Genomic DNA, 20,009 nt, shown 5'->3' on the forward strand with positions numbered 1-20,009 from the left:
TCTCATTGAAACTCATCAATGCTCAGCCAATCCAAACTCCTCATTTGAACCACGCCCGCTTACGCCTGGCGGCAGTTATAACTTCGACAGGTGCGAGGCGATGGGGACGCGAAGCGACGCCATGAGGTGGCTTATGGCTTTTAATTGCAGTATGCCGTTGGGTAAGGATTGGAGCTGCCTTGATGTCACAGACCGATGAAGGGCTGATAAGCGCTGCCGTTGAACGTTATACCCTAGCCATGTCAGTTGCTGACGAGGAAGGGCTGCGATCTATCTTCCATCCCTCTGCATCGGTGATCGGCAATTATCAAAACGCGGTCGAATGGCTATCCGTGGATGCCTATGTGGGCGAGGTACTGGGTGCGGGCCTGCCGCCGAATCACGGCCCAAGCTGGACGATCAGCTTAATCGACGTCACCAACGACGCAGCCATCGTCAAGATCGAGAACGAGTTCGGGAGCATGAAGTTCACCGATTATCTTTCCCTGCTCAAGATCTCCGGAGAGTGGAAGATCGTCGGCAAGCTCTATCACCTTCATCAATAGGGATGATCCGTATCGACGATCGCAGTTGAACTGCAGACGGGCGTCTGAAGGCCTTCGCTTTTTACGGCTTTGCGCGGTGGTGGCGCGCACCCTGGCAAGAGACCTCTCTCCAAAGTTGCCAGCGTACTCTCCCGAGCGGCAGGCCATTGGGGATCAGCTGCGCAGCATGCGTCCAACACCATCAGCAAGTTGGAATAACATGGCATTCGCGATCGCAACCCGTGGCAAATTCAAAAATTGATTGCCGCGGAAATCATGCGCGTCAGCGCAGGTCATGCCTTTCTTAAAGGTCGCTTTTCCACCCCCTCCTCTGCAAGTCTCAGCAATTGGCGCAGGACCCACTCCAATCTTCCCGCCGCCCTTCAACCCTTCCTCTTCTCCACCTCAGCCATGCGCAACAAAAACCGTTGGATCTTGCCGCTCGGGGTCTTCGGCAATTCCCCGACGAAGTCGATCTCGCGCGGATAGGCATGGGCCGAGAGGCGTTCGCGGACATGTCGCGCCAGTTCTTCCGCGAGTTCCGTGCTGCCTTCGTAGGCGGGCGCCAGGATGACGAAGGCCTTGACGATCTCGGTGCGCTGGGGGTCGGGCACGCCGACCACCGCCGCCTCGTTGACGGCGGGATGTTCGATCAGCGCGCTTTCGACGTCGAAGGGGCCGATGCGGTAGCCGGACGAGGTTATGACGTCGTCGGCGCGGCCGATGAAGGAGACCGAGCCGTCCGGCTCGTATTCCACCGTGTCGCCCGTTCGGTAGTAGCCGCCCGATATGGCCGGCGTTTCGGCCTGGTGGTAGCCGTCGAACCAGCGCAGCGGCGAGTTGGCGATGTCGACGGCAAGGATGCCGGGCTGGTTGGGGCCGAGCTCGTTGCCGGCCTCGTCCAACACCACCATGCGGTAGCCCGGCATGGCAAAGCCAGCCGAGCCGGCGCGGAAGGGGTGCGCCAGGCCATGGTGATTGTTGACCATCATGCCGTTCTCGGTCTGGCCGTAATGGTCGTGGATGGGCGCGGCGAGGTGGGCGTCGAACCAGCGGATCACTTCCGGGTTGAGCGGCTCGCCGGCGCTGCTCACCACGCGCAGCCGGCCTTTTGCACGCGCGGCGGGGTCGGGACCTTCGGCGAGCAGCAGGCGGAAGGCCGTGGGGGAGCCGGCGAGACTGGTGACGCCGAGCCGCTCGATGACATCATAGGTGTTTTTGGCGGTGAAGGCGCCCTCGTTGAAGGTCGTGGCGATGCCGAGCAGCAGGGGTCCCGTGATGGCGTAGTAGAGGCCATAGGCCCAGCCGGGATCGGCGATGTTCCAGAAGATGTCGTTTGGGCGCAGGCCGATCGCGTCGCGCATATAGGCGCCGAAGGCGAGCAGCGCGTTGAGCGGTACCGGCACGCCCTTGGGCAGGCCGGTGGTGCCCGAGGTCGACATCATCATGAACAGGTCTTCGCCCTTGCACATCACCGGGGCGCGGTTGGGTGAAGCGGCGGCAAGGGCGACGCGGAAATCGATGTCGCCCGGGGGCAGGGCGTCGCCCGCCCCGAGGATGATGGCTATTCGCGGAGGGTTCGCGACCTCGTCGAGCTTGCCGCGATTGGCCGGATTGGTCGCCACCAGCTTTGCGCCGCTGTAGCCGAGCCGGTGTTCGATCGCCTTCGGGCCGAAGGCGGTGAACAGCGGCTGGTAGACCGCGCCGATGCGCCAGGTGCCGAGGATAAGCGCCAGCAGTTCGGGGATGCGCGGCAGCATTCCGGCCACGACATCGCCCGGGCCGACGCCCAACTCCTTCAGCAGAGTGCCGACCCGGCCCGACATGTCGGCGAGATCCTCGAAGCTGAATTCGCTGAGTTCGCCGTCGGCCGAGATGGCGCGTAGCGCCAGGCGGTTTCGCCCGGTATGCCGGCCGCAGCATTCGACATATGCGTTGATGCCGGTCGCGGGGTCGCCCTGCAGTCTGGTGATCTCGTCCTCGATACGAAAGCTTGCAACGGCATCGTCATAGCGCGGCAAGCCGGCTTGCGTCTTGGTCATGAAAATCCTCCCTGTCGGCGCGCCATCTCCCCATGGCGCGCTGTCGCGGCGACATTGACATCAGATGGCGCCGATGGGCAACGGCGAGTGCCTGTTCCTTTGTGTTGACGCAATACCGGACAGAAAACCGCCAAATACTGGAATTGCTCTTACAAGTTCGCCTCGGCGAAAATGCGTGCCGCCCAGTCGAGGAAGACGCGCAGACGCGGCGAAAGCTGCCGGTTTTGCGGATAGAGCGCCGACAGCGGTGTCGGCGAGGGCGGATACTCGGCCAGCACCTCGACCAGTGTTCCCTCCGCCAAATCCTTCTCGAAGCGGTAGCGCGGTGCCTGGATGAGGCCGAGGCCAAGCCGGGCGAGGTCGGCGGCGGTGTCGGAATTGTTGGCGGCGACGCGGCCGGGCAGCCTCACCTCGCGCGTCTTGCCGCCGACGGTGAATTCGAAGGGCAGCACTTCGCCGCTGCGGGAGGAGACGAAGCCGACCGCCTGGTGGCCGTCCAGCGCATCGGGGGAGGCGGGCGTGCCGTGGCGAGAGAGATAGGCGGGGCTGGCGCAGGTCATCTCGCGGATCATGCCAAGGCGGCGCATGATCATGCCGCTGTCGGGCGGCTCGCCGACGCGGATGACGCAGTCGACACCCTCGCGCACCAAGTCGACCAGCCGGTCGCTCTGGCCGATCTGCAGGTCGACGCGCGGAAAGCGGGCCAGGAATTCCGGCAGGCGCGGCAACAGGAAGGTGCGCGTGAGCAGCGTGCTGGCGTCGATGCGCAGCAGGCCGAAGGGTTCCGCATTGTGGAAGGCGGCCTCTGCATCCTCGATCTCGGCCAGGATGGACAGGCAGCGCCGGTAATAGGCCTCGCCGTCCTGCGTGGCGTTTACCTGGCGTGTGGTGCGCTCCAGCAGCCTTGCGCCGAGATGTTCTTCGAGCCGCCGGATCGCTTCCGTTGCGGTCGAGCGCGGCAGGCCGAGATCGGCGGCGGCAGCGGTGAAGCTACGCCGTTCCAGCACGCGAACGAAGAGCCGCATCGTGTCCAGACGATCCATGCTCTTTGTTCGCAGTTTCCGAATAGTGATGTCAAGACAGGGCTGATTATCCCGGAAGCTGGCTCCACCTATATCAACCTCACCAACAAGAAGGAGAGACTTCCATGACTTCAGCCCAAACGAGCACGGACCAAACCAAAGCGGCGATCGTGACCGGCGCCTCCAAAGGCATCGGTGCGGCGATCGCGCGGCGCCTCGCCCGTGACGGTATCGCCGTCGTTGTCAATTATGTTCGGGGACAGGCCGAGGCCGAGGCGCTGGTGCGCGCCATCGAAGCCGATGGCGGCAAGGCGATCGCCGTGCGGGCCGATATCGCGGATCCGGCCGGCATCGCCAAGCTTTTCGATGCGGGCGAGAAGGCGTTCGGCGGCATCGACATCCTGGTCAACAATGCCGGCATCATGAAGCTTTCGCCGATCGCGCAGGCCGATGACGCCTTCTTCGACACCCAGGTCGCGATCAATCTCGGCGGCGTGTTCCGTGGCATGCGCGAAGGCGCAAAACGCCTTCGCGATGGTGGCCGCATCGTCAATTTTTCGAGCAGCGTGGTCGGCCTCTATCAGCCGGGTTACGGCGTCTATGCCGCCACCAAGGCGGCGGTCGAGGCGATGACGCACATCCTGGCCAAGGAGCTTGGCGCGCGCGGCATCACCGTCAACGCGGTGGCGCCCGGACCAGTCGAGACGGCGCTGTTCACCGATGGCAAGAGCGCGGCGCAGATCGAGGCCACGGCCAAAATGATCCCGCTCGGCAGGCTCGGCCAGCCCGACGACATTGCCGGCGTGGTCTCGTTCCTAGCCGGGCCGGACAGTGCCTGGGTCAACGGGCAAATCATCCGCGCCAATGGCGGCGTGATCTGAAGGAGGCTGGCCGCTGCTGCTGTGGCGGCCTGTCTCCCGTCCCATTTTGAAACCCACCCCAAACAATTGAGAAGACAAGGAAAAGATCATGCCATTCGCCAACATCAAGATGCCGCGGGCGGCGCTCTCCAAGGCGCAGAAGGAAGACCTCATCCATCGCACGACAGCCATGTTCGTCGACTTTTTCGGCGAGGGCGTGCGGCCCTACACGATGGTGCTGGTGGAGGAAGTCGCCGATGGCGGCTATGGCCGCGCCGACGAGGTGTTCGTGGTGCCGGACGCTTTTCGCGCCAAGGACTAAGATCGGCGGTATTCGGCCGACCTGGAAAGGGCTCGCGCCTGCGTCCCCGGTGCTCGCATACTCAAAAGGACCCTTCGCTAGCCGCAGCATGGTTGTGGCCCGGCGGAGGGCCCGCAGCAGGCCTTGGCACTCTTTTCCTCCTCCAGCCAGCGGTCGCGCGGCTTGCAACTCGCTGGCCGTGGCGCAAGCTCGACATGCACGGCGCCGTCGGTCAGCCGGGGCAGGGCGGCCCGGTAGAGCTGCATCGGGCGCACGCCGTCGCTGACCTCGAAGGTCAGCTTGGCCGCTTGGTCGAGACCGACATGCTCGGTCACTTTCCGGATGATCGCCGCGAATTTTCCAGCCGGCATATGGGTGCGGTCCTCGTTGACGTCCCATAGCTGCACGAAGATCTCCGACCAGGATTCCGGATTCCCGCCGCAGTCGAGCGCGTCGAAGCGGCCGGCCTTGACCTCCGTGACATGGTAGCCCGGCAGCACCGGCCTGCCCTCGTAGAAAAACACCAGCGGCCTGTCCTTGTGATCCGCCAGAAAGCCCAGCAAGCCGGCCATGGTGATGTCTTGCGGGTCGGCTGTGATCACGGGGCCAAATTCCCGATTGTCAGAGGCGAGCATGTGCGATAATCCTTGCTTCAATATTCATAGGATTGTTGAAATATGAATGAACGTCAAGCCCTGTCGGCCTTCGCGGCGCTGTCGCAGGAAACGCGGCTGCGCGTGCTGCGGCATCTGGTGATTGCCGGTCCCGACGGCATTGCCGCCGGTGCGATAGCCGAAAAGGTCCAGGTTTCGGCGTCCAATGTCAGCTTCCACCTCAAGGAGCTTGAACGCGCGGGGCTGGTGAGCGTGCGCCGCGCTTCCCGCTCCATGGTCTACAGCGCCGAGTACGACATGCTGAGCGGTCTTATCCGCTTCCTGATGGAGGATTGTTGCTCCGGCCGGCCGGAAATCTGCGCGCCGGCGGTGTTGCCGGGCTGCTGTGCGGCCGACCCGCGGGAGCCTGCCCGATGACTTGCGACCACCGTGTGCCTGGCGCGTCCTCCATCCGGGACATGGCCGGCTTTGATTTGCCGCGCCGGCTCGCGGCGGAAGCTCTCGGCACGAGCCTGCTGGTGGCCACGGTGGTCGGCTCCGGCATCATGGCGCGGTCGCTGACGCCCGATCGTGCGCTGGCGCTGCTTTGCAACACCTTGCCGACGGGCGCGATCCTCGTGGTTCTCATCACGATACTGGGGCCGGTCTCGGGCGCCCATTTCAATCCGGCCGTTTCGATGGCCATGGCGCTGTCGCGCCGGCTGCCGGCGAGCGACTGCGCCTGGTACGCGCTCGCCCAATTCTCCGGCGGCGTCGCCGGCACGGTCGGCGCGCACCTGATGTTCGGGCTTGCGCCGCTGGCCTTGTCGACGCATGACCGAACGGGACCCGCGCTCTGGCTTTCGGAAGGGATCGCGACCTTCGGGTTGCTGGCGGTCATTCTCGCCGGCCTGCGCTTCGAGCGCTCGGCCATCCCTTGGCTGGTCGGCCTCTATATCACTGCCGCCTACTGGTTTACCGCATCGACATCGTTCGCCAACCCGGCGGTCGCTGCCGCACGGTCACTGACGGACAGTTTTCCGGAATCAGTCCGGCAAGCCTGCCGGGCTTCATCGCCGCCGAACTGGCCGGCGCGGGCATTGCCCTGGCGCTGACGACATGGCTGCTGCAGCCGCACGTTCAACCGCTCCCCATCGAGGCCAGGCCATGACGACCACCATCTACCACAATCCGGACTGCGAGACCTCGCGCAACACGCTTGCCATGATCAGGGCGAGCGGCGAGGAGCCGACCATCGTCGAATATCTGAAACATCCGCCGCCACGTGCGCGGCTGGAGCAATTGATATCGACGCTGGAAATTCCCGTGCGCGCCTTGCTGCGTGAAAAGGGCACCCCCTATGCCGAACTGGGCCTGGCCGACCCAAAATGGTCGGACGGCCAACTGCTCGATGCCATGCTCGAACATCCGATCCTGATCAACCGGCCGATCGTCGAAACGCCGAAAGGGACACGGCTGTGTCGTCCGTCCGAGCTTGTGCTGGATCTGCTCGACCACCCGGTGAGCCAGTTCACCAAGGAAGACGGCGAGGTGGTGAGCCATGACCCCGGTGGGCAATGACGGAAGCCTTGCAAAAGCCGAAACCGCGGAGCGTGCGCCGATAGCGGCTGTCGCCGCGCTCGGGGTCACCCAGATTATCGGCTACGGCACGCTTTATTACAGTTTCAGCATCCTTGCCGGCGACATGGCGAAGGATATGGGCTGGCCGACCGAATGGATATTCGGCGCGCTGTCGGCCGCGCTGCTGGCCGGCGGGCTGACCGCACCCTGGCTCGGCGGCTGGATCGACCGTTTTGGCGGGGGACGGATCATGACCGCCGGCTCGGCACTTGCTGCCGCTTCGCTTGCCGCCTGTGCCTATGCGCCCAACGGTCCAGCCTTCGTCGCCGCGCTGGTTGCGCTGCAGGCTGCATCGAACCTTGTCCAATACGGCGCGGCCTTCGCGCTGCTGGTCCAGATCCGGCCGCGTGCCGCGCAGCTCAGCATAAGCTATCTCACCCTCATCGCCGGTTTCGCATCGACCGTCTTCTGGCCGATCACATCGGCCATGCATGCGCATTTGCCTTGGCGACAAGTCTACCTCGTCTTCGCCGGGCTGAACCTGCTGGTCTGCCTGCCGCTGCACGCCTGGCTATCGCAGGGGCTGGCCAGGAGCAGGCGCGCGGCGATCGAGCCGCCCCGGCACGTCGCGGGATCGCTGCCGGCCCCGGCGCGGCCGCTCGGCTTTGCCTTGATGGTTGTCGCTTTCTCGCTCCAGAACCTGGTCAGCGCCGCCGTGCTGGTCCACATGGTGCCGCTGCTGTCCGGGCTCGGTCTGGGTACCGCCGCCGCCATCGTTGGGACGCTGTTCGGGCCGTCACAGGTGCTCAGCCGTTTCGTCAATATGGTCTTCGGGATCAACCTGCCGCCGCTGCGGCTCGCCATCATCTCAGCCGTGCTGATGACGGCGGGCGTGGTCATTCTGCTTGGCACCGCGCCTTCGGTCGCCGGCGCAATGGCGTTCGCAGTCATCTTCGGAATGGGCAACGGGCTGTTCAGCATCGTCACCGGGGCACTGCCGCTGACGCTGTTCGGCAGCGAAGGCTACGGCCGGCTGCAGGGACGCGCCATGTCCGCCCGCCTGATCGTCTCGGCGGTCGCGCCGTTCGCCCTGGCATTCGCCATGGCCCATATCGGCATTTCCTGGTCGCTGGGCCTGATGGCGCTTGTTGGCTGTCTGGCTTTGCTGGTGCTGGCGGCGATCGCGAAAGTGTCGAGCGCCACCTGAACGCGGGCAGGGATGCCCAAGGCGGTTTGGCGCCACTCCGCCGACCCCCTCTCGGAACCGTCGTGGATCGGGTTGTGGTGCCTCAAATCGTCCGGCCGCGGCAGCGGATGTCTGGCGTCTCAAAACTGGCCCGCCGAACAGCGGCTACGCGCCTTTGTCACGACGGCAGGTTCATCTGTTTTCGGAGGCTTTTGTCGAAAGCATGCGCGGGAACGAACCGTCGCAGCAGGTACAGGCGCCGCGCCTGCTTGCTGGCGGGATAGCGCAACTTCGGCGATGTCGCGGTGGCCGCGGTGAGGACCGCCTGTCCGACGACCTCGGGAGCATCGCCGTTTTCGATCGCGCCGTTCCAGACCGCCGTCGCCGTTGCCCGCGCCTGGTCATAGACACTCATCATCCTGTCCGGCTTCGTCGCATTGTGATCGAGAGCCGTACGGGTGAAGGCCGGTTCGACCAGCAGGACGCGAATGCCGAAGGGGCGGACCTCATGGTCCAGCGACTCGGAGTAGCCCTCGACGGCATGTTTCGTGGATGTGTAGAGCGCGCTGAACGGGCTGGGGACAAAGCCGACAACCGAGCTGATGTTGATGATCCGGCCGCCGCCCTGACGTCGCATGATCGGCAGCACCTCGTTTGTGACGCGGATGAGACCGAAGACGTTGACGTCGAAAAGGGTCTTTGCCTGTTCGATGGACGATTCTTCCGCACCCGCGATCAGGGCATTGCCGGCATTGTTGATAAGCAGGTCGATGCGCCCGGCCTGGCTTATGACCTCCGACACCATGCTTGCGACGGAGTCCGCGTCGGTCACGTCGCAGCTCAGCATCGTGATCCCCGGCGGTGACCCGGTTGCGGCTTTCCGGCTCGTGCCGAAGACGCGGTAGCCGGCCGACAGAAGGGCTTTGGCTGTCGCAAGGCCGATACCGCCCGCTGCACCGGTGACGACGGCGACGCCGCGATTTTTGTTGCTCATTTCAATATCCTTCGAGATGCATGATCATGACGCTTTGTGCTGTCGGACTTGTCAGCCGTGTACGCTCAAATGAAGCATGGGGTGATGTTCGTAATGGCCGGCGCCATTTCTCACGATGGGGTCTTGGGAGGTTATCGCCTTGATGTCCTGGTCGTCGCCGATCCGGAATAGCGACAAGCCATAGCCGCCACTTGGATCCATCACCGGACCATGGGCGACGATCAGTCCGCGGTCGAGCAACTCGTCCAAGAAGGCGCCATGCTGCCTCATCCATTCCCGCTCGTCGCCGGTCATGGATGCACGAAAGTCGGCACGGGGCGGGATGTACTTGCACAGATAGAACTTCATTTGGGACTCCAGCGGCGCCATGTGCGGCCGTCACCATCATTTTTCGGTGGAACGGCCTCGCGGGATAAGATACTATCAAATTAGTAGTAAGTCACTATCAAAATGGTATCGATGTGAAGGATCTTTCCAGCCAGCCCTGTTTGATCGCCCGCAGCCTCGGCACGGTGGGCGACGCGTGGAGCATGTTGATCATGCGCGATGCCCATGCGGGGCTCAGCCGTTTCGACGAATTTCGCAAGAATCTCGGCATCGCTCCGACGATGCTGACGAGCCGGTTGGCGACCTTGACGCAGGAAGGGCTGCTGGAGAAACGGCGATATTCGGAGCGGCCGCCACGGGATGAATATCTGTTGACCGAGGCCGGTCGGGATTTGCTTCCGGTGCTGTTCTCGCTCGCCGCTTGGGGCAGCAAGCACCGGGGCGGTGGCAATTTCACCCGGTTCTTCGACGCCGAGACAGGAACCGAGATCGACCCAGTCAGCATCGATCGCGGGACCGGAGCGCCGATCGGCAGCCGTCCCATACGGATCGTCATGCCCAAGCTGCCTGACGGCCCGTCGGACTGACTGGATGCGCAACTCCGGAGCGAACGGCGATATCTGGCCGGCAAGAGAGGGAATTCAGGTGGGCGTTCGTCGGATCAGCCGCTCTTGTTCGCATCAATCCAGTCGGCGGCCACTTCCGCGAACAGCCAGTCGCGGAACGCCCTGATCTTTTTCTGGCGCAGCGCGCCTTCAGGATAGACGACGTAGTAGCTGGCCGCCGATTTCAGCGCGAGATCGAAGGGCCGGACCAGCCGGCCTGCCGCGAGGTCGGCCGAGACCAGCGCGCTGCGGCCGAGCAGCACGCCTTCGCCGTGCACGGCGGCCTCCACGGCGAAGGTGGCGGAATCGAAGCGTACGCCGCGTGTGGGGTCGATGCCTTCGACACCGGCCTGCTCAAGCCATGTCGCCCAGTCGATCCGAAAGGCGTCGTGGATCAGTTTGTGGTGCCTCAAATCGTCCGGCTGCCGCAGCGGATGCTCGCCTTGCAGCAATTCCGGACTGCAGACGGGGAAGACCTCCTCGTCGGCGAGGAATTCCGCGGTCACCCCGCTATAGCCGCCGCGGCCGTAGCGGATGGATATGTCGATGCCGTCGCTGACGAAATCGGCCAGCACGCCCGAAGTCGCCAGCCGCACGTCGATGTCGGGATTGGCGCGATGGAAACGATGCAGCCTCGGCACCAACCAGCGGCCGGCGAAACCGTCGGACGTGCTGACATTGAGGATGCGCGTCGAGCGGTCGGGCGTGGCGGCGATGGTGGCGGCGGCGATTTGGTCGAGCGCCTTGCCGACTTCCGCCGCATAGGCCGCGCCGACAGCGGTCAGACGCACGGAGCGTGTGCCGCGATCGAAGAGCTGGATGCCCAGCCTGTCCTCGATGTTGCGGATGGCGCGGCTGACCGCGCCATGGGTGAGGTTGAGCTCTCCGGCGGCCTTGGAGAAACTCAAATGCCTGGCGGCCGCGTCGAAGGCGGGCAAAGCGGTGAGGGGCGGCAGTCTGCGCGGCATCGGATCGACCTGTGAGTGTTGCTCACAAATCCTGCACAAAGAGTCGTTTGTCGTCCAGCCCTCAACGGCCCAATATTCAGGCGTACCAAGCATCCACACCGGCCTTCCGGTTCATCGATGCGCTGAATTGACCAGACAAGTGTGAGCAATCGTCATGCTCGCCCCACCCGGGCGACATCGGCGGGCTTGCGCCCAGTGAAACACAGGAGACGAACATGACCTTGACCCTTCGACCCATCGGCGCCGCGATGAGCGGCCTTGCCATGCGAAGCGCGGCAGCGTTCGAGCGCCGCCGCACATTGCGCCGGATCTCCCGGCTTCCCGATCGCCGTTTGCATGACATCGGCCTTGAACGCGACTGGGATGGTTCCATCCTTGCTAACGAAATTCTGGCCAATGGGAGGGCGATATGACCAGCACCCTGATTATCGGCGCCACCGGACTGCTCGGCAGCGAGATGGCCAAGGCCAGCGCGCGCAATGGCGACAGCCTCCATGTCCTGGCCCGGCAGGCAACTTCGGCCAATGAAGCGCGGATGCGCTCCCTGAAGGAGCTCGGCGCCACCGTGCATGTCGGCGATCTCGACGACTATGACAGTCTTGTGCGCGCCGTCGGCAAGGTCGACCGCGTCATCAGTTCGGTGCATGTCGGCTCGGCCAGCGAGATGACACTGGTGCGCGCGATCAGGGATGCCGGCGTCTCCCGCTATGTGCCCTCCGCCGGCTTCGGCCTCGACTTTGCCGCCGCCGCGCCCGGCTCGATCGAACCGCTCGACATCAAGCGGGCCGTCTTCGACGCGGTCCGGGAGGCAGACCTGCCCTATACGGTGATCTACACCAACGGCTTCTTCTCGACCTGGGTGGCGACGCTGGGCGACCTGACGCGCTTCGGATCGTCGCCGCTGCCGCCCGACGAGGTGACGCTCTATGGCGAGGGCAACGTGCCGGCGACCTTCGTCAGCGAGAAGGATATCGCCGCGGTCACCATGCGCGCGCTGGAGGATCCCAATGCTGTTCGCAGCGAGATACGGATCGCGCAGAACAAGACTACGCAGAGCGCGATGATCGAGCTGTGGCGGCAAGTGAGCGGCCGCTCGCCGCGTGTCAAGCAGATGAGCGCCGAGGAGCTGGAGGCGCTGATCGCGGCGGTTCCCGGCCTTGGATTGCTGCGCGCATTCTGGATCCGCGGCGAAACCGCGCTTGAGACGGCCACCCCGGAAGCCGGGACGCTTTATCCGGAGCTGAGGTTGGAGACGATCGAAAGCGCTTTTGTGGCGATGGCTGGCGCGGGTGGGCCTAGGTTGTGAAGGCGGGGGACATGGTTGGCGTTGCGACAGCGGTTGACCGCGCTGTCCATCCGGTCGATAGGTCCGCGCAAACAGCCGAGACACCGATGACCGACCTCAAAGCGACCCGCGCCGCCGACATCGCCTGGCAAGACGATGTCCGCGCCGGCGTGCGCCATGTGCACGACCTCGCTTCCCTGCCGCTCTCGCCGGCCGAGCGCGAAGCCGCGCAAGCCGCCGCGGCGCTTCACAAGGTGCGCGCGCCAAAGGCCTATCTCGACTTGATCGACTGGAACGATCCCGCCGACCCGATCCGGGCGCAGGTGATCCCGTCGCCTGAGGAATTGGACGAGGCGGAGGGCGAGCTTGGCGACCCGATCGCCGATCACGAATTCAGCCCGGTGCCGCGCCTGACGCATCGCCATGCCGATAGGGTGCTGTTGTTCCCGACCTATCAGTGCGCGGTCTATTGCCGGTTCTGCTTCCGCAAGGAATCGCTGACGTCGATCGGCCGTGGCTATACGCGCGAGGCGCTGGAGCCGGCGCTGGCCTATATATCGGGCCATCCCGAAATCCGCGAAGTGATCCTGACCGGCGGCGATCCGCTGTCGCTGCCCGACAAGGCACTGGCCGAAATCCGGGCGCGCATCGAGGACATCGCCCATGTGAGGTTGCTGCGCCTCCACACGCGCGTGCCGGTGGCGCTGCCGTCGCGCATCACGCCAGGGCTTGTCGCGGCGCTGCAGGGCCGGCTGATGGTGACGGTGGTCACCCACTTCAACCACGCGCGCGAGATCACCGACGCCACTGAAGTGGCCTGCCGCGCCTTGCGACAGGCCGGCTTCGTGATGCTCAACCAGAGCGTTCTGCTGAAGGGCGTCAACGATACGGTCGACGCGCTGGAAGAGCTCTGCCGCGAGCTGATGTACCGGCTGGGGATAAAACCCTACTACCTCCATCATGGCGATCTCGCACGCGGCATGGCGCACAGGCGCACCACGATCGCACAGGGCCAGGCGTTGGTGGAAGCGCTGCGCGCGCGCCTGTCGGGGATCTGCAACCCTGTCTATGTGCTCGACCTGCCCGACGGGGGCGGCAAGGTGCCGCTCGGACCTTGCCATGTCGAGGAACAGGACGGGCAGAGCTGGCGCATACGTGGGCTGGATGGGCAGGTGAAAGAGTACACCGAGATTGTGGGCGAAGGGTCTTCGTGCAAACCGAATGCCGGTTCGTGACGCCATGATGCTTTCCACTGGATAAATAACGCCATGCGTCATAGCGACTATTCATAGTGGCCAGTGTTTGCGCTGCCCCTCACCTGCCTGCCGGCATCCTCTCCCCGTATAGTGACGGGGAGAGGGGCGCTGCCGTCGCCGATTTCGCCAATCTCGTGCGTTGCGGGAAGACCAACGGCGTCGCAGCTGGTCCTCTCTCCCCGTCACTATACGGGGAGAGATGTCCGGCAGGACAGTGAGGGGCAGCGCCAACGGCGGAGATCGCTGCGCAGCGGGATAACCGCGTCCGCCCTCGCTAAACCCTATCACCCTCGACAAACGCCAACACCACGACACGCGGGGCAGTACAATAGACCAGGCTGACGCTGCGGCCTGTCGTTGTCGTCGCGCGGCCGGCCTTGAGGTCCACGCCGATATCCTCATAGCCCAGCACCTCGCGATCCAGCGGATAGGCGGCCTTGTAGACCGCTTCCTTGGCGGCGAAAAGGATGCGGCCGGCGAGCTGCCGGTCGGCGGCGTCGATCCGGTCCTCGGGAATTGCCACGAGCGAGAAAATCTCATCGGGCAGGGCCAGCGCCGGCTCGACGTCGATGCCGAGCGAGCCGATGCCGGCAACAGCCGCGACCGCCGCCACGGCCATGTCGTCGTCATGCGCGAGCGAGCCCGTTATCCCCTCCGGCCAGGCGGGTGCACCGGACGGCCCGCGCAAGAGGGCGAAACCGTCGAAGCCGGCATCCGTCAGCAGCCGGTGCGCGATCAATCGCGCCGCGCCGCTGGCCCGCCGCATGGACGGCTGGCGGGCGGGGATGGAGCGTGCTTCCGCCGGCAACAGATGGGTCTCGTCGCCTTCGCGGATGATCCGGCAACCGGTGCGGACCCCGGCCGGAGCCATGGCGGCCATGGCGCGCGCCAGGGCGATTTCCTCGGACGGCTCGGCGGGCGGCGTCATCGGTGGCCGGTGGGCAGAATGAGATCCGCGATCATTTCGCCGTCCTCGTCGAGCCCCTGTTCGACGAAGCCGGCGCTGCGATAGAGCCGCCGTGCCGCTTCATTCTCCGGTTCGTAGCAGATCGACACGTGCCTGATGTGGCCGAGCCCACCGATTTCCTTCAGCACTTCACGCAATGCGGCCTTGCCGTAGCCCCGGCCCTGCCAGGCGCGGTCGATCATCAAGCGGTAGATGCGCGCCTCGTCATCGTCCCGCGGCGCCTCGTACATCACGAACCCCACGATCTGTTCGCCTGCCATGACCGCGCGTGGCCGCGCGCCGCGATCGGATTTGGCCTCACGCAGGGAGGCTGCGTTGCTGGCGACGAAGTCCATCTGCTCCGGCGCCAGCTGCAATGCGGTAACCAAAGCGCGATTGGCTGGGGTGACCGGGCCGATCCGGATGTCCACGGTGCTTCCGGATCGCTCTGCCACGTGGCCTCCGACGATCGGGATCGAGGGTCAGGACGACGCCCTGGAGCCGTCTTCCATGACCGGCTCGACGAACCGGTGCAGCTTGGCCGGGTTGCCGCGCCAGATCGAGTTGGGCTCCAACTCCTCGCCCTTCATCACGAAGGAATCGGCATCGACCATCGATCCCTTGCCCATCACCACGCCGTAATGGACAAAGGCGGACGGTCCGAGCGTGCAGCCATCGCCGATACGGATGAAGTCGGACTTGAACGCACCTTCTTCCAGCGAGTGGGCCTGGATGACGCAGCCTTCATTGAGCGTGACGTCGTCGCCGATCACCACGAGGGAACGCTCGGTCAGGTTGGCGCCGCCGTCATAGACGCGCTTACCCACCTGGACCCCGAGCATGCGCAGGATCATCGGCCGGAACGGCGTGCCGGCGAACAGGCGCACAACAGGCGAATCCGCGAGCTTCCAGTGGCGCTCGTGACGCCAGAAGGTGACGTCGTAGATCGTCGTTATCCGCGGTTTCAGCTTGCGAAAACCGAGGCTTGCCCGCTCAACGAAGATGTAGAACGGAATGGTGATCGCCGAGGTCAAAAGCACCGCCACGAAGAGGGCGATCTCAGCCCATTCGGTGTAGTAGTTCAGTGCGCGATCCCAGATCGCCAGCGTGGCGAACAGCATGACCCATTGCGTCGCCATGAATAGGAGGATCGTCACCAGATTGTGACGGTTCTTGAGCGGGATGCGCTGGCGCCGGTCTTGCTCGTCGATGCCGGCGATGAGTTCCTTGTCGCGGTTCACCATGCGTGGGATTTCAAAGGGCGGCGAGCCCAGAAGGCCGACATTCTCGCGCAATGGCCCGTCGATGGGGACCATCACCTTGGTGCCGAGCAGGACGTTGTCGCCCGTGCGTCCATCCGGCGGATAGTAGATGTTGTTGCCGAGATAGTTGCGTTCGCCGATCCGGGTCGGCTCGAGCCGGAACGCGGAAGCGGACTTGTGCATGTTGATCATGAAAAGCCCGTCTGACACCATGGTCTGGGTGCCGATCTCGCATAGCAGCGGGTTTTCGTGTTGCTGGTTGGAGCCGAAATTGGAGCCTGTCTGCACCACCTTGTTGAGGTTCCAGCCGATGGCGCTCATGTAATGGACGATAGCCGAGCTGTCACCGAACAGCAGGCCGAGCACGCGCGAGTTGCTCGAGAACTCGGCAACCGTTTGCAGCCAGTAGCGGAAGCCATAAAGCGTGTAGGTACGGCCGGGTTTCAGGATCAGGCTGAACAGGCGCGGCACCACCGTGGCGGCGAAAAAAGCCGCGACGATGTAGCCGAACAGCGTGACCGTGGTGCCGATCGCCACAATGCCGATCGTCTCCTGATAGTCGTCGCCGACATTCTCCCAATAGCTGTGGAACAAAAGCGGCAGCGGCGTGACGATGGCAAACAGTCCTATCAGCTGCACGGCCTCGTAGAGGAAGCGCCGGATGCGGGGAGGATTGACATTGCGCACCTTGCAATAGTCCGCCGTGGTCGGCACCGCGGGCGATCCATGCCAGTGTTCGCCGTCGGGGATGCTTTGCCCGCGCTGCAGCGAGGAGGAATGACCGAGCTGGCCGCCATCGCCTATCGCGGTGTCGATGTCGAGCGTGCAGCCGACGCCGACGAAGGCATCGCGGCCGATGGTCAGCGGCCCGGTATGGATATAGCCGGCCTGGGCGCGATAGCCCAGGATCAGCGATTCCTTGCGCAGGATCGTTCGGTCGCCGATCGAAATCAGGTCCGTGCACACGGGAACGGCGCGGGATTCGATGACCACGTTCTTGCCGATCCTGGTTCCCAGAAGCTGCAGGTAGAGGCTGTAGAGCGGGCTTCCGCGGAACAGCACGACGGGTGCCGTACGGATCAAGGTTTTGACCACCCAGAAGCGATAATAGCGCAGGCCCCAGATCGGGAACGCTTCCGCTTTCCAGCGGCCCACCAGCACCCATTTGGCGGCAATGGCAAAGCCCGACATGCCGAAGAACACACCGGCCGAGAGCACCACGCACCTGAAATAAAGCTGCAGCGGGTCGTCGAGCGTGTCATAGACCCAGTTGAGGCCGTCATTGATCGCCCACAAGGCCACGTAGCTGTAGGCTGCGTAAAACAGCAACTGCGCCGCGCCGCAGGTCCAGTAGACGAAATTGGACGCTTGGCGGGTGAGAACGGGCTCGTTGGTGGCCGTCGTCATCTCTTCCGCCACGCTCAGGTGCTTGGCCAGGCGCGCCACCGTTGGGTAGAGATAGATGTCGCGCATCGACGTCGTCGCCCATTCCTTCCGCGTGCGCACGCGCGCGCAAAAATGCGCCATGAGCAGCGAGTTGGCGCCGAGATCGTCGAAGAAATTGTCCTCGACGGAAACGTCGTCGAATTTCAGCACGGCGCATAGCGCGTCGGCCAGGAAACGCTCGTCGTCGTTGCCGGGCGGCACCATGGCGCGGTCGGCCGAGAGCCGGACGCTGGTCGGTTTGGGCAACTGGCGAAGGTCGACCTTGTTGGAGACCGTCATCGGGATCGCCGGCAGTTCCTCAAGATAGGAGGGCACCATGTAATCCGGCAGCCGCCGCTTCATCGTCTGGGCGATGTCGGCGCGCGAGAGCGGCGGCTGGCCGGCCTTGGGCGCGTAATAGGCAACAAGTTCGACGCGGCCGGGCTCGATCTCCCAGGTGGTGACGGCGGCCTGCGCGATCTCGGGCTGGTCGAGCAGCACGGCCTCGATCTCGCCGAGTTCAATGCGATAGCCGCGGATCTTCACCTGAGTATCGATGCGCCCGGCATACTCGATCTCGCCGGCGTCGCTGATCCGGCCAAGGTCGCCGGTGCGGTAGATGCGCTTCGACGGGTTGTTCGGCAGGCCGAGGAAATCGGTGATGAACTTCTGTTCGGTCAGGTCCGGCCTGTTGAGATAGCCGACCGCCAGCCCGATGCCGGCAATGCCGATCTCGCCCAGTTCGCCAGGTTCGGCAAGCTGAGGTAGCGAAGGGTCGAGAATGACGATCGAATAGGTGGGCAGCGGCGCGCCGATCGTCACCGGCCGGTTCGGCGTCAGTGCACCCATGGTTGCCGTGACGGTCGCCTCGGTGGGGCCATAGGTGTTGAGGATCTGCCGCCCGGGCTTCGACCAGCGCACCACCAGATTGTGCGGGCAGGCCTCGCCGCCGACCAGCAGCGTGCGAAGGCTGGGCACGTCCGATGTCATGGACGACAGAAGCGTCGGGCTGCAGGCCATGCAGGTGATGTCGTGATGGCGCAGGAAATCGGCGAGCTCTTCGCCCACGAGCGGCATCTGGCCTGGTGCCGGCACGACCGTCGCGCCGGCGACGAACGGCACCCATATCTCCTCGGAGGAAAAGTCGAACGCGATGGTCATGCCCTGGTAGACGCGATCGCCCGGCCGGTAGCCGTAGGATGCGGCGGCGACGCGGATGAAGTTGACGAAGCTTTGATGGCGGATGGCGACGCCCTTGGGCCTGCCGGTGGTGCCCGATGTATAGAGGATGTAACAGATGTCTTCGACCTCAGCGGGGGCCGGCGCCTTGTGCGGCTTCAGCGGCGCGTCGGACTGGGCTGATATTTCGGCGGCGGCGCTGTCGATCAACAGGTGCGGAACCGGCAACTGGTCGGCCCGCGACGCGTAGGTGGCGATGGTGACGACCAGGCTGACGCTGGCGTCTTCGATGATGAGCGCCATGCGCTCTTGCGGAAAGGCGGTGGCCAGCGGCACGAAGGCGGCGCCTGCCTTCACCACGGCGAGCAGGGCCACATAGGTTTCGGCGGACCGGTCGAGGATGAGCCCGACACGGTGACCAGGCCGCACGCCGCGCTTGACCAGCAGGCGAGCGAACTGGTTGGCGCGCTTGTCCAGTTCCCTATAGGTCCAGGTGCGGCCCTCGGAGATCACCGCCGGCAGCGTGGCGAATGTTTCGGCGAGTTGCTCGAAGACCTTGTCGAGCCGCTCGTCCGGCTGACCCGCTCGGGCAAAATCGGCGCCCGCCAGGACTTGGCCGTGCGCTCCGGCTGCAACTCCCGCAAGTGCATCGATGCTGTCGGGGCTGGTCTCGGGCCCTGTGCCCGCTCTTGCCGCTTCCCTGTCCAGTTCGGCGATATCGATACCGTGGTCCATTTCCAAACTTTCTCGTCCTGGCAAGCCGTTACAGGCACATCTCGGTCACGCCGCCGCGCCGGCGAGCATTGCCGACTGTGCCGTCGCTGCAATTTCATCGTTGTTCATGGAGGGGGAATGACCGAAGCTTCCAGAACGGAAGATTCGGGAATTCAGGCCGGCGATCGCCGGCCGTACCCTCTTTGGCCGGGCGGTTATCACGGAATCGACCGCTCCGTTTTCACAGTTTCGGGAGCATGGGCGCATCGCGCAAGCGCGCGCGTTGCCTGGGCGCTACCGGCGGCGAGCGACATGCCGGGCAGGGCACCCGTCGATCCGTTCGAACCTCTTTGCATTGCCGTACCCAATTCCGTGCGCCTGTGTCCGTGCGCCTGTGTCAGTGCTTGTGCGGCGGCCAGATTTCCGGCCGTTGAGGGATGCTTATGCCAGCCGATCTTTTCGCCAGTTTTTCCGAACTGTTGAATCTTGTTTCTGAATTGTGTCTGGGCAGTCTTCCATAGGACCGCTTCCCGCAATTTCAGCCCTTCCAGAAAAATCTCATACCGCCCGGGAATAAAGCGCGGCCCTTGCGGGTCTTCTCTGCAAGCGGAGCAATCTTGCGGTCCGCGACCCTAAGAAAACGAAACAAGGATTTACCGAAATGACCAAGCTCGCTCTCAGCGTGGCTGCNATGTTGCTTGCCTCGACTTCTGCCTTTGCCGGCAGCGACCATTTCGGCGCCGATAACGTCAACCAGCCTGGCGCCGCTGTCGACACCAATGCCACCGCCTCGATCCCCTACACGGCACGTCCTCATGGCGTCGATACCAAGGTGACGACCGGGCCGAGCCGGCCGGCGACCAAATCCGATGCGAAGGAACCCGGCCAGGGCATCTGGGGCAACTGAGTTCACGGCTCGGCACCGGATCCCGACGGCGC

Annotated in this window: 21 protein-coding genes and 1 pseudogene; 12 read left to right on the plus strand and 10 right to left on the minus strand. The window is 64.3% G+C overall.

Annotated elements, in window-relative coordinates:
* Window positions 1-182 precede the first annotated feature (182 nt).
* Entirely contained in the window at window positions 183-545 is a 363-nt protein-coding gene (locus tag X742_RS143425; RefSeq protein ID WP_023774809.1) for a nuclear transport factor 2 family protein, read from the plus strand.
* A 362-nt stretch (window positions 546-907) separates the two neighbouring features.
* On the opposite strand, the gene X742_RS143420 is transcribed toward X742_RS143425, so the two are convergent.
* Both X742_RS143420 and X742_RS143415 read right to left on the minus strand, forming a co-directional pair.
* Window positions 908-2,566 (minus strand): acyl-CoA synthetase, encoded by a 1,659-nt coding sequence (locus X742_RS143420; RefSeq protein ID WP_023774810.1) that lies wholly within the window; start codon window positions 2,564-2,566, stop codon window positions 908-910.
* A 149-nt stretch (window positions 2,567-2,715) separates the two neighbouring features.
* The gene (locus X742_RS143415) at window positions 2,716-3,609 is read right to left on the minus strand and encodes a LysR family transcriptional regulator (RefSeq protein WP_023774811.1); all 894 of its coding nucleotides are present in this window, start codon (window positions 3,607-3,609) and stop codon (window positions 2,716-2,718) included.
* Window positions 3,610-3,713: 104 nt separating this feature from the next.
* Here X742_RS143415 and X742_RS143410 point away from each other — a divergent pair, with 104 nt between their 5' ends.
* Both X742_RS143410 and X742_RS143405 read left to right on the plus strand, forming a co-directional pair.
* A complete protein-coding gene (locus X742_RS143410) occupies window positions 3,714-4,469 on the plus strand; it encodes an SDR family oxidoreductase (protein WP_023774812.1) in 756 nt (251 codons plus the stop codon).
* Between the two features lie 88 nt (window positions 4,470-4,557).
* Window positions 4,558-4,770: a 4-oxalocrotonate tautomerase family protein gene (locus X742_RS143405; RefSeq protein WP_023774813.1), complete on the plus strand. Its 213-nt coding sequence runs from the start codon at window positions 4,558-4,560 to the stop codon at window positions 4,768-4,770.
* A gap of 77 nt (window positions 4,771-4,847) precedes the next feature.
* Here X742_RS143405 and X742_RS143400 read toward each other — a convergent pair whose 3' ends face one another.
* Window positions 4,848-5,321, minus strand: a complete 474-nt coding sequence (locus X742_RS143400; RefSeq protein WP_245275627.1) for a DUF6428 family protein — start codon at window positions 5,319-5,321, stop codon at window positions 4,848-4,850.
* 105 nt (window positions 5,322-5,426) lie between these two features.
* Here X742_RS143400 and X742_RS143395 point away from each other — a divergent pair, with 105 nt between their 5' ends.
* The 4 genes and pseudogenes from X742_RS143395 to arsK all read left to right on the plus strand — a co-directional run bounded on the left by X742_RS143395 (window position 5,427) and on the right by arsK (window position 8,130).
* Window positions 5,427-5,780 (plus strand): metalloregulator ArsR/SmtB family transcription factor, encoded by a 354-nt coding sequence (locus tag X742_RS143395; RefSeq protein WP_023774815.1) that lies wholly within the window; start codon window positions 5,427-5,429, stop codon window positions 5,778-5,780.
* Between the two features lie 41 nt (window positions 5,781-5,821).
* A pseudogene (locus tag X742_RS03460) lies at window positions 5,822-6,513 on the plus strand (MIP/aquaporin family protein).
* Complete coding sequence (gene arsC, locus X742_RS143390) at window positions 6,510-6,923, plus strand: arsenate reductase (glutaredoxin) (protein ID WP_023774817.1); 414 nt, start codon at window positions 6,510-6,512, stop codon at window positions 6,921-6,923. The pseudogene X742_RS03460 and the gene arsC overlap by 4 nt, the downstream one beginning before the upstream one ends.
* Window positions 6,904-8,130 (plus strand): arsenite efflux MFS transporter ArsK, encoded by a 1,227-nt coding sequence (arsK, locus tag X742_RS143385; protein WP_023774818.1) that lies wholly within the window; start codon window positions 6,904-6,906, stop codon window positions 8,128-8,130. The genes arsC and arsK overlap by 20 nt, the downstream gene beginning before the upstream one ends.
* Window positions 8,131-8,287: 157 nt before the next feature.
* On the opposite strand, the gene X742_RS143380 is transcribed toward arsK, so the two are convergent.
* Window positions 8,288-9,103: an oxidoreductase gene (locus X742_RS143380; protein ID WP_023774819.1), complete on the minus strand. Its 816-nt coding sequence runs from the start codon at window positions 9,101-9,103 to the stop codon at window positions 8,288-8,290.
* Window positions 9,104-9,154: 51 nt separating this feature from the next.
* The gene (locus tag X742_RS143375; protein WP_023774820.1) at window positions 9,155-9,472 is read right to left on the minus strand and encodes a YciI family protein; all 318 of its coding nucleotides are present in this window, start codon (window positions 9,470-9,472) and stop codon (window positions 9,155-9,157) included.
* A 92-nt stretch (window positions 9,473-9,564) separates the two neighbouring features.
* Between X742_RS143375 and X742_RS143370 the strand changes: the two genes are divergently transcribed.
* Window positions 9,565-10,017, plus strand: coding sequence for a helix-turn-helix domain-containing protein (locus tag X742_RS143370; protein ID WP_023774821.1), 453 nt, complete (start codon window positions 9,565-9,567; stop codon window positions 10,015-10,017).
* A 74-nt stretch (window positions 10,018-10,091) separates the two neighbouring features.
* Here the strand turns inward: X742_RS143370 and X742_RS143365 are convergent, their stop codons facing one another.
* Entirely contained in the window at window positions 10,092-11,003 is a 912-nt protein-coding gene (locus X742_RS143365) for a transcriptional regulator GcvA (protein ID WP_023774822.1), read from the minus strand.
* Window positions 11,004-11,218: 215 nt separating this feature from the next.
* Between X742_RS143365 and X742_RS143360 the strand changes: the two genes are divergently transcribed.
* The 3 genes from X742_RS143360 to X742_RS143350 all read left to right on the plus strand — a co-directional run bounded on the left by X742_RS143360 (window position 11,219) and on the right by X742_RS143350 (window position 13,523).
* A complete protein-coding gene (locus X742_RS143360) occupies window positions 11,219-11,416 on the plus strand; it encodes a DUF1127 domain-containing protein (RefSeq protein ID WP_023774823.1) in 198 nt (65 codons plus the stop codon).
* Entirely contained in the window at window positions 11,413-12,309 is an 897-nt protein-coding gene (locus X742_RS143355; RefSeq protein ID WP_023774824.1) for an NmrA family NAD(P)-binding protein, read from the plus strand. Before X742_RS143360 ends, X742_RS143355 begins: the two co-directional genes overlap by 4 nt.
* 86 nt (window positions 12,310-12,395) lie before the next feature.
* Window positions 12,396-13,523: a KamA family radical SAM protein gene (locus X742_RS143350; RefSeq protein WP_031248512.1), complete on the plus strand. Its 1,128-nt coding sequence runs from the start codon at window positions 12,396-12,398 to the stop codon at window positions 13,521-13,523.
* 295 nt (window positions 13,524-13,818) lie between these two features.
* Here X742_RS143350 and X742_RS143345 read toward each other — a convergent pair whose 3' ends face one another.
* The 4 genes from X742_RS143345 to X742_RS1000000174320 form a co-directional block, all read right to left on the minus strand.
* Entirely contained in the window at window positions 13,819-14,472 is a 654-nt protein-coding gene (locus X742_RS143345) for a 4'-phosphopantetheinyl transferase superfamily protein (protein WP_023774826.1), read from the minus strand.
* Window positions 14,469-14,915 carry a GNAT family N-acetyltransferase gene (locus tag X742_RS143340; RefSeq protein WP_245275628.1) on the minus strand — a complete coding sequence of 149 codons (447 nt, stop codon included), beginning with the start codon at window positions 14,913-14,915 and terminating at the stop codon, window positions 14,469-14,471. Before X742_RS143340 ends, X742_RS143345 begins: the two co-directional genes overlap by 4 nt.
* 57 nt (window positions 14,916-14,972) lie before the next feature.
* A complete protein-coding gene (locus X742_RS143335) occupies window positions 14,973-19,091 on the minus strand; it encodes a Pls/PosA family non-ribosomal peptide synthetase (RefSeq protein ID WP_023774828.1) in 4,119 nt (1,372 codons plus the stop codon).
* Between the two features lie 197 nt (window positions 19,092-19,288).
* Window positions 19,289-19,606 carry a hypothetical protein gene (locus tag X742_RS1000000174320; protein WP_156939455.1) on the minus strand — a complete coding sequence of 106 codons (318 nt, stop codon included), beginning with the start codon at window positions 19,604-19,606 and terminating at the stop codon, window positions 19,289-19,291.
* Between the two features lie 125 nt (window positions 19,607-19,731).
* Between X742_RS1000000174320 and X742_RS143330 the strand changes: the two genes are divergently transcribed.
* Window positions 19,732-19,977, plus strand: a complete 246-nt coding sequence (locus tag X742_RS143330; RefSeq protein WP_023774829.1) for a DUF680 domain-containing protein — start codon at window positions 19,732-19,734, stop codon at window positions 19,975-19,977.
* Window positions 19,978-20,009 lie beyond the last annotated feature (32 nt).

This window comes from Mesorhizobium sp. LNHC229A00 (assembly GCF_000502415.1).
GTDB lineage: Bacteria > Pseudomonadota > Alphaproteobacteria > Rhizobiales > Rhizobiaceae > Mesorhizobium.

What these genes read in the sequence shown, in the direction of transcription:
- X742_RS143425 (WP_023774809.1), top strand. Translation starts at nt 183, where the DNA reads ATGTCACAGACCGATGAAGGGCTGATAAGCGCTGCCGTTGAACGTTAT.
- X742_RS143420 (WP_023774810.1), bottom strand. Translation starts at nt 2,566, where the DNA reads ATGACCAAGACGCAAGCCGGCTTGCCGCGCTATGACGATGCCGTTGCA.
- X742_RS143415 (WP_023774811.1), bottom strand. Translation starts at nt 3,609, where the DNA reads ATGGATCGTCTGGACACGATGCGGCTCTTCGTTCGCGTGCTGGAACGG.
- X742_RS143410 (WP_023774812.1), top strand. Translation starts at nt 3,714, where the DNA reads ATGACTTCAGCCCAAACGAGCACGGACCAAACCAAAGCGGCGATCGTG.
- X742_RS143405 (WP_023774813.1), top strand. Translation starts at nt 4,558, where the DNA reads ATGCCATTCGCCAACATCAAGATGCCGCGGGCGGCGCTCTCCAAGGCG.
- X742_RS143400 (WP_245275627.1), bottom strand. Translation starts at nt 5,321, where the DNA reads ATGGCCGGCTTGCTGGGCTTTCTGGCGGATCACAAGGACAGGCCGCTG.
- X742_RS143395 (WP_023774815.1), top strand. Translation starts at nt 5,427, where the DNA reads ATGAATGAACGTCAAGCCCTGTCGGCCTTCGCGGCGCTGTCGCAGGAA.
- arsC (WP_023774817.1), top strand. Translation starts at nt 6,510, where the DNA reads ATGACGACCACCATCTACCACAATCCGGACTGCGAGACCTCGCGCAAC.
- arsK (WP_023774818.1), top strand. Translation starts at nt 6,904, where the DNA reads ATGACCCCGGTGGGCAATGACGGAAGCCTTGCAAAAGCCGAAACCGCG.
- X742_RS143380 (WP_023774819.1), bottom strand. Translation starts at nt 9,103, where the DNA reads ATGAGCAACAAAAATCGCGGCGTCGCCGTCGTCACCGGTGCAGCGGGC.
- X742_RS143375 (WP_023774820.1), bottom strand. Translation starts at nt 9,472, where the DNA reads ATGGCGCCGCTGGAGTCCCAAATGAAGTTCTATCTGTGCAAGTACATC.
- X742_RS143365 (WP_023774822.1), bottom strand. Translation starts at nt 11,003, where the DNA reads ATGCCGCGCAGACTGCCGCCCCTCACCGCTTTGCCCGCCTTCGACGCG.
- X742_RS143360 (WP_023774823.1), top strand. Translation starts at nt 11,219, where the DNA reads ATGACCTTGACCCTTCGACCCATCGGCGCCGCGATGAGCGGCCTTGCC.
- X742_RS143355 (WP_023774824.1), top strand. Translation starts at nt 11,413, where the DNA reads ATGACCAGCACCCTGATTATCGGCGCCACCGGACTGCTCGGCAGCGAG.
- X742_RS143350 (WP_031248512.1), top strand. Translation starts at nt 12,396, where the DNA reads ATGACCGACCTCAAAGCGACCCGCGCCGCCGACATCGCCTGGCAAGAC.
- X742_RS143345 (WP_023774826.1), bottom strand. Translation starts at nt 14,472, where the DNA reads ATGACGCCGCCCGCCGAGCCGTCCGAGGAAATCGCCCTGGCGCGCGCC.
- X742_RS143335 (WP_023774828.1), bottom strand. Translation starts at nt 19,091, where the DNA reads ATGGACCACGGTATCGATATCGCCGAACTGGACAGGGAAGCGGCAAGA.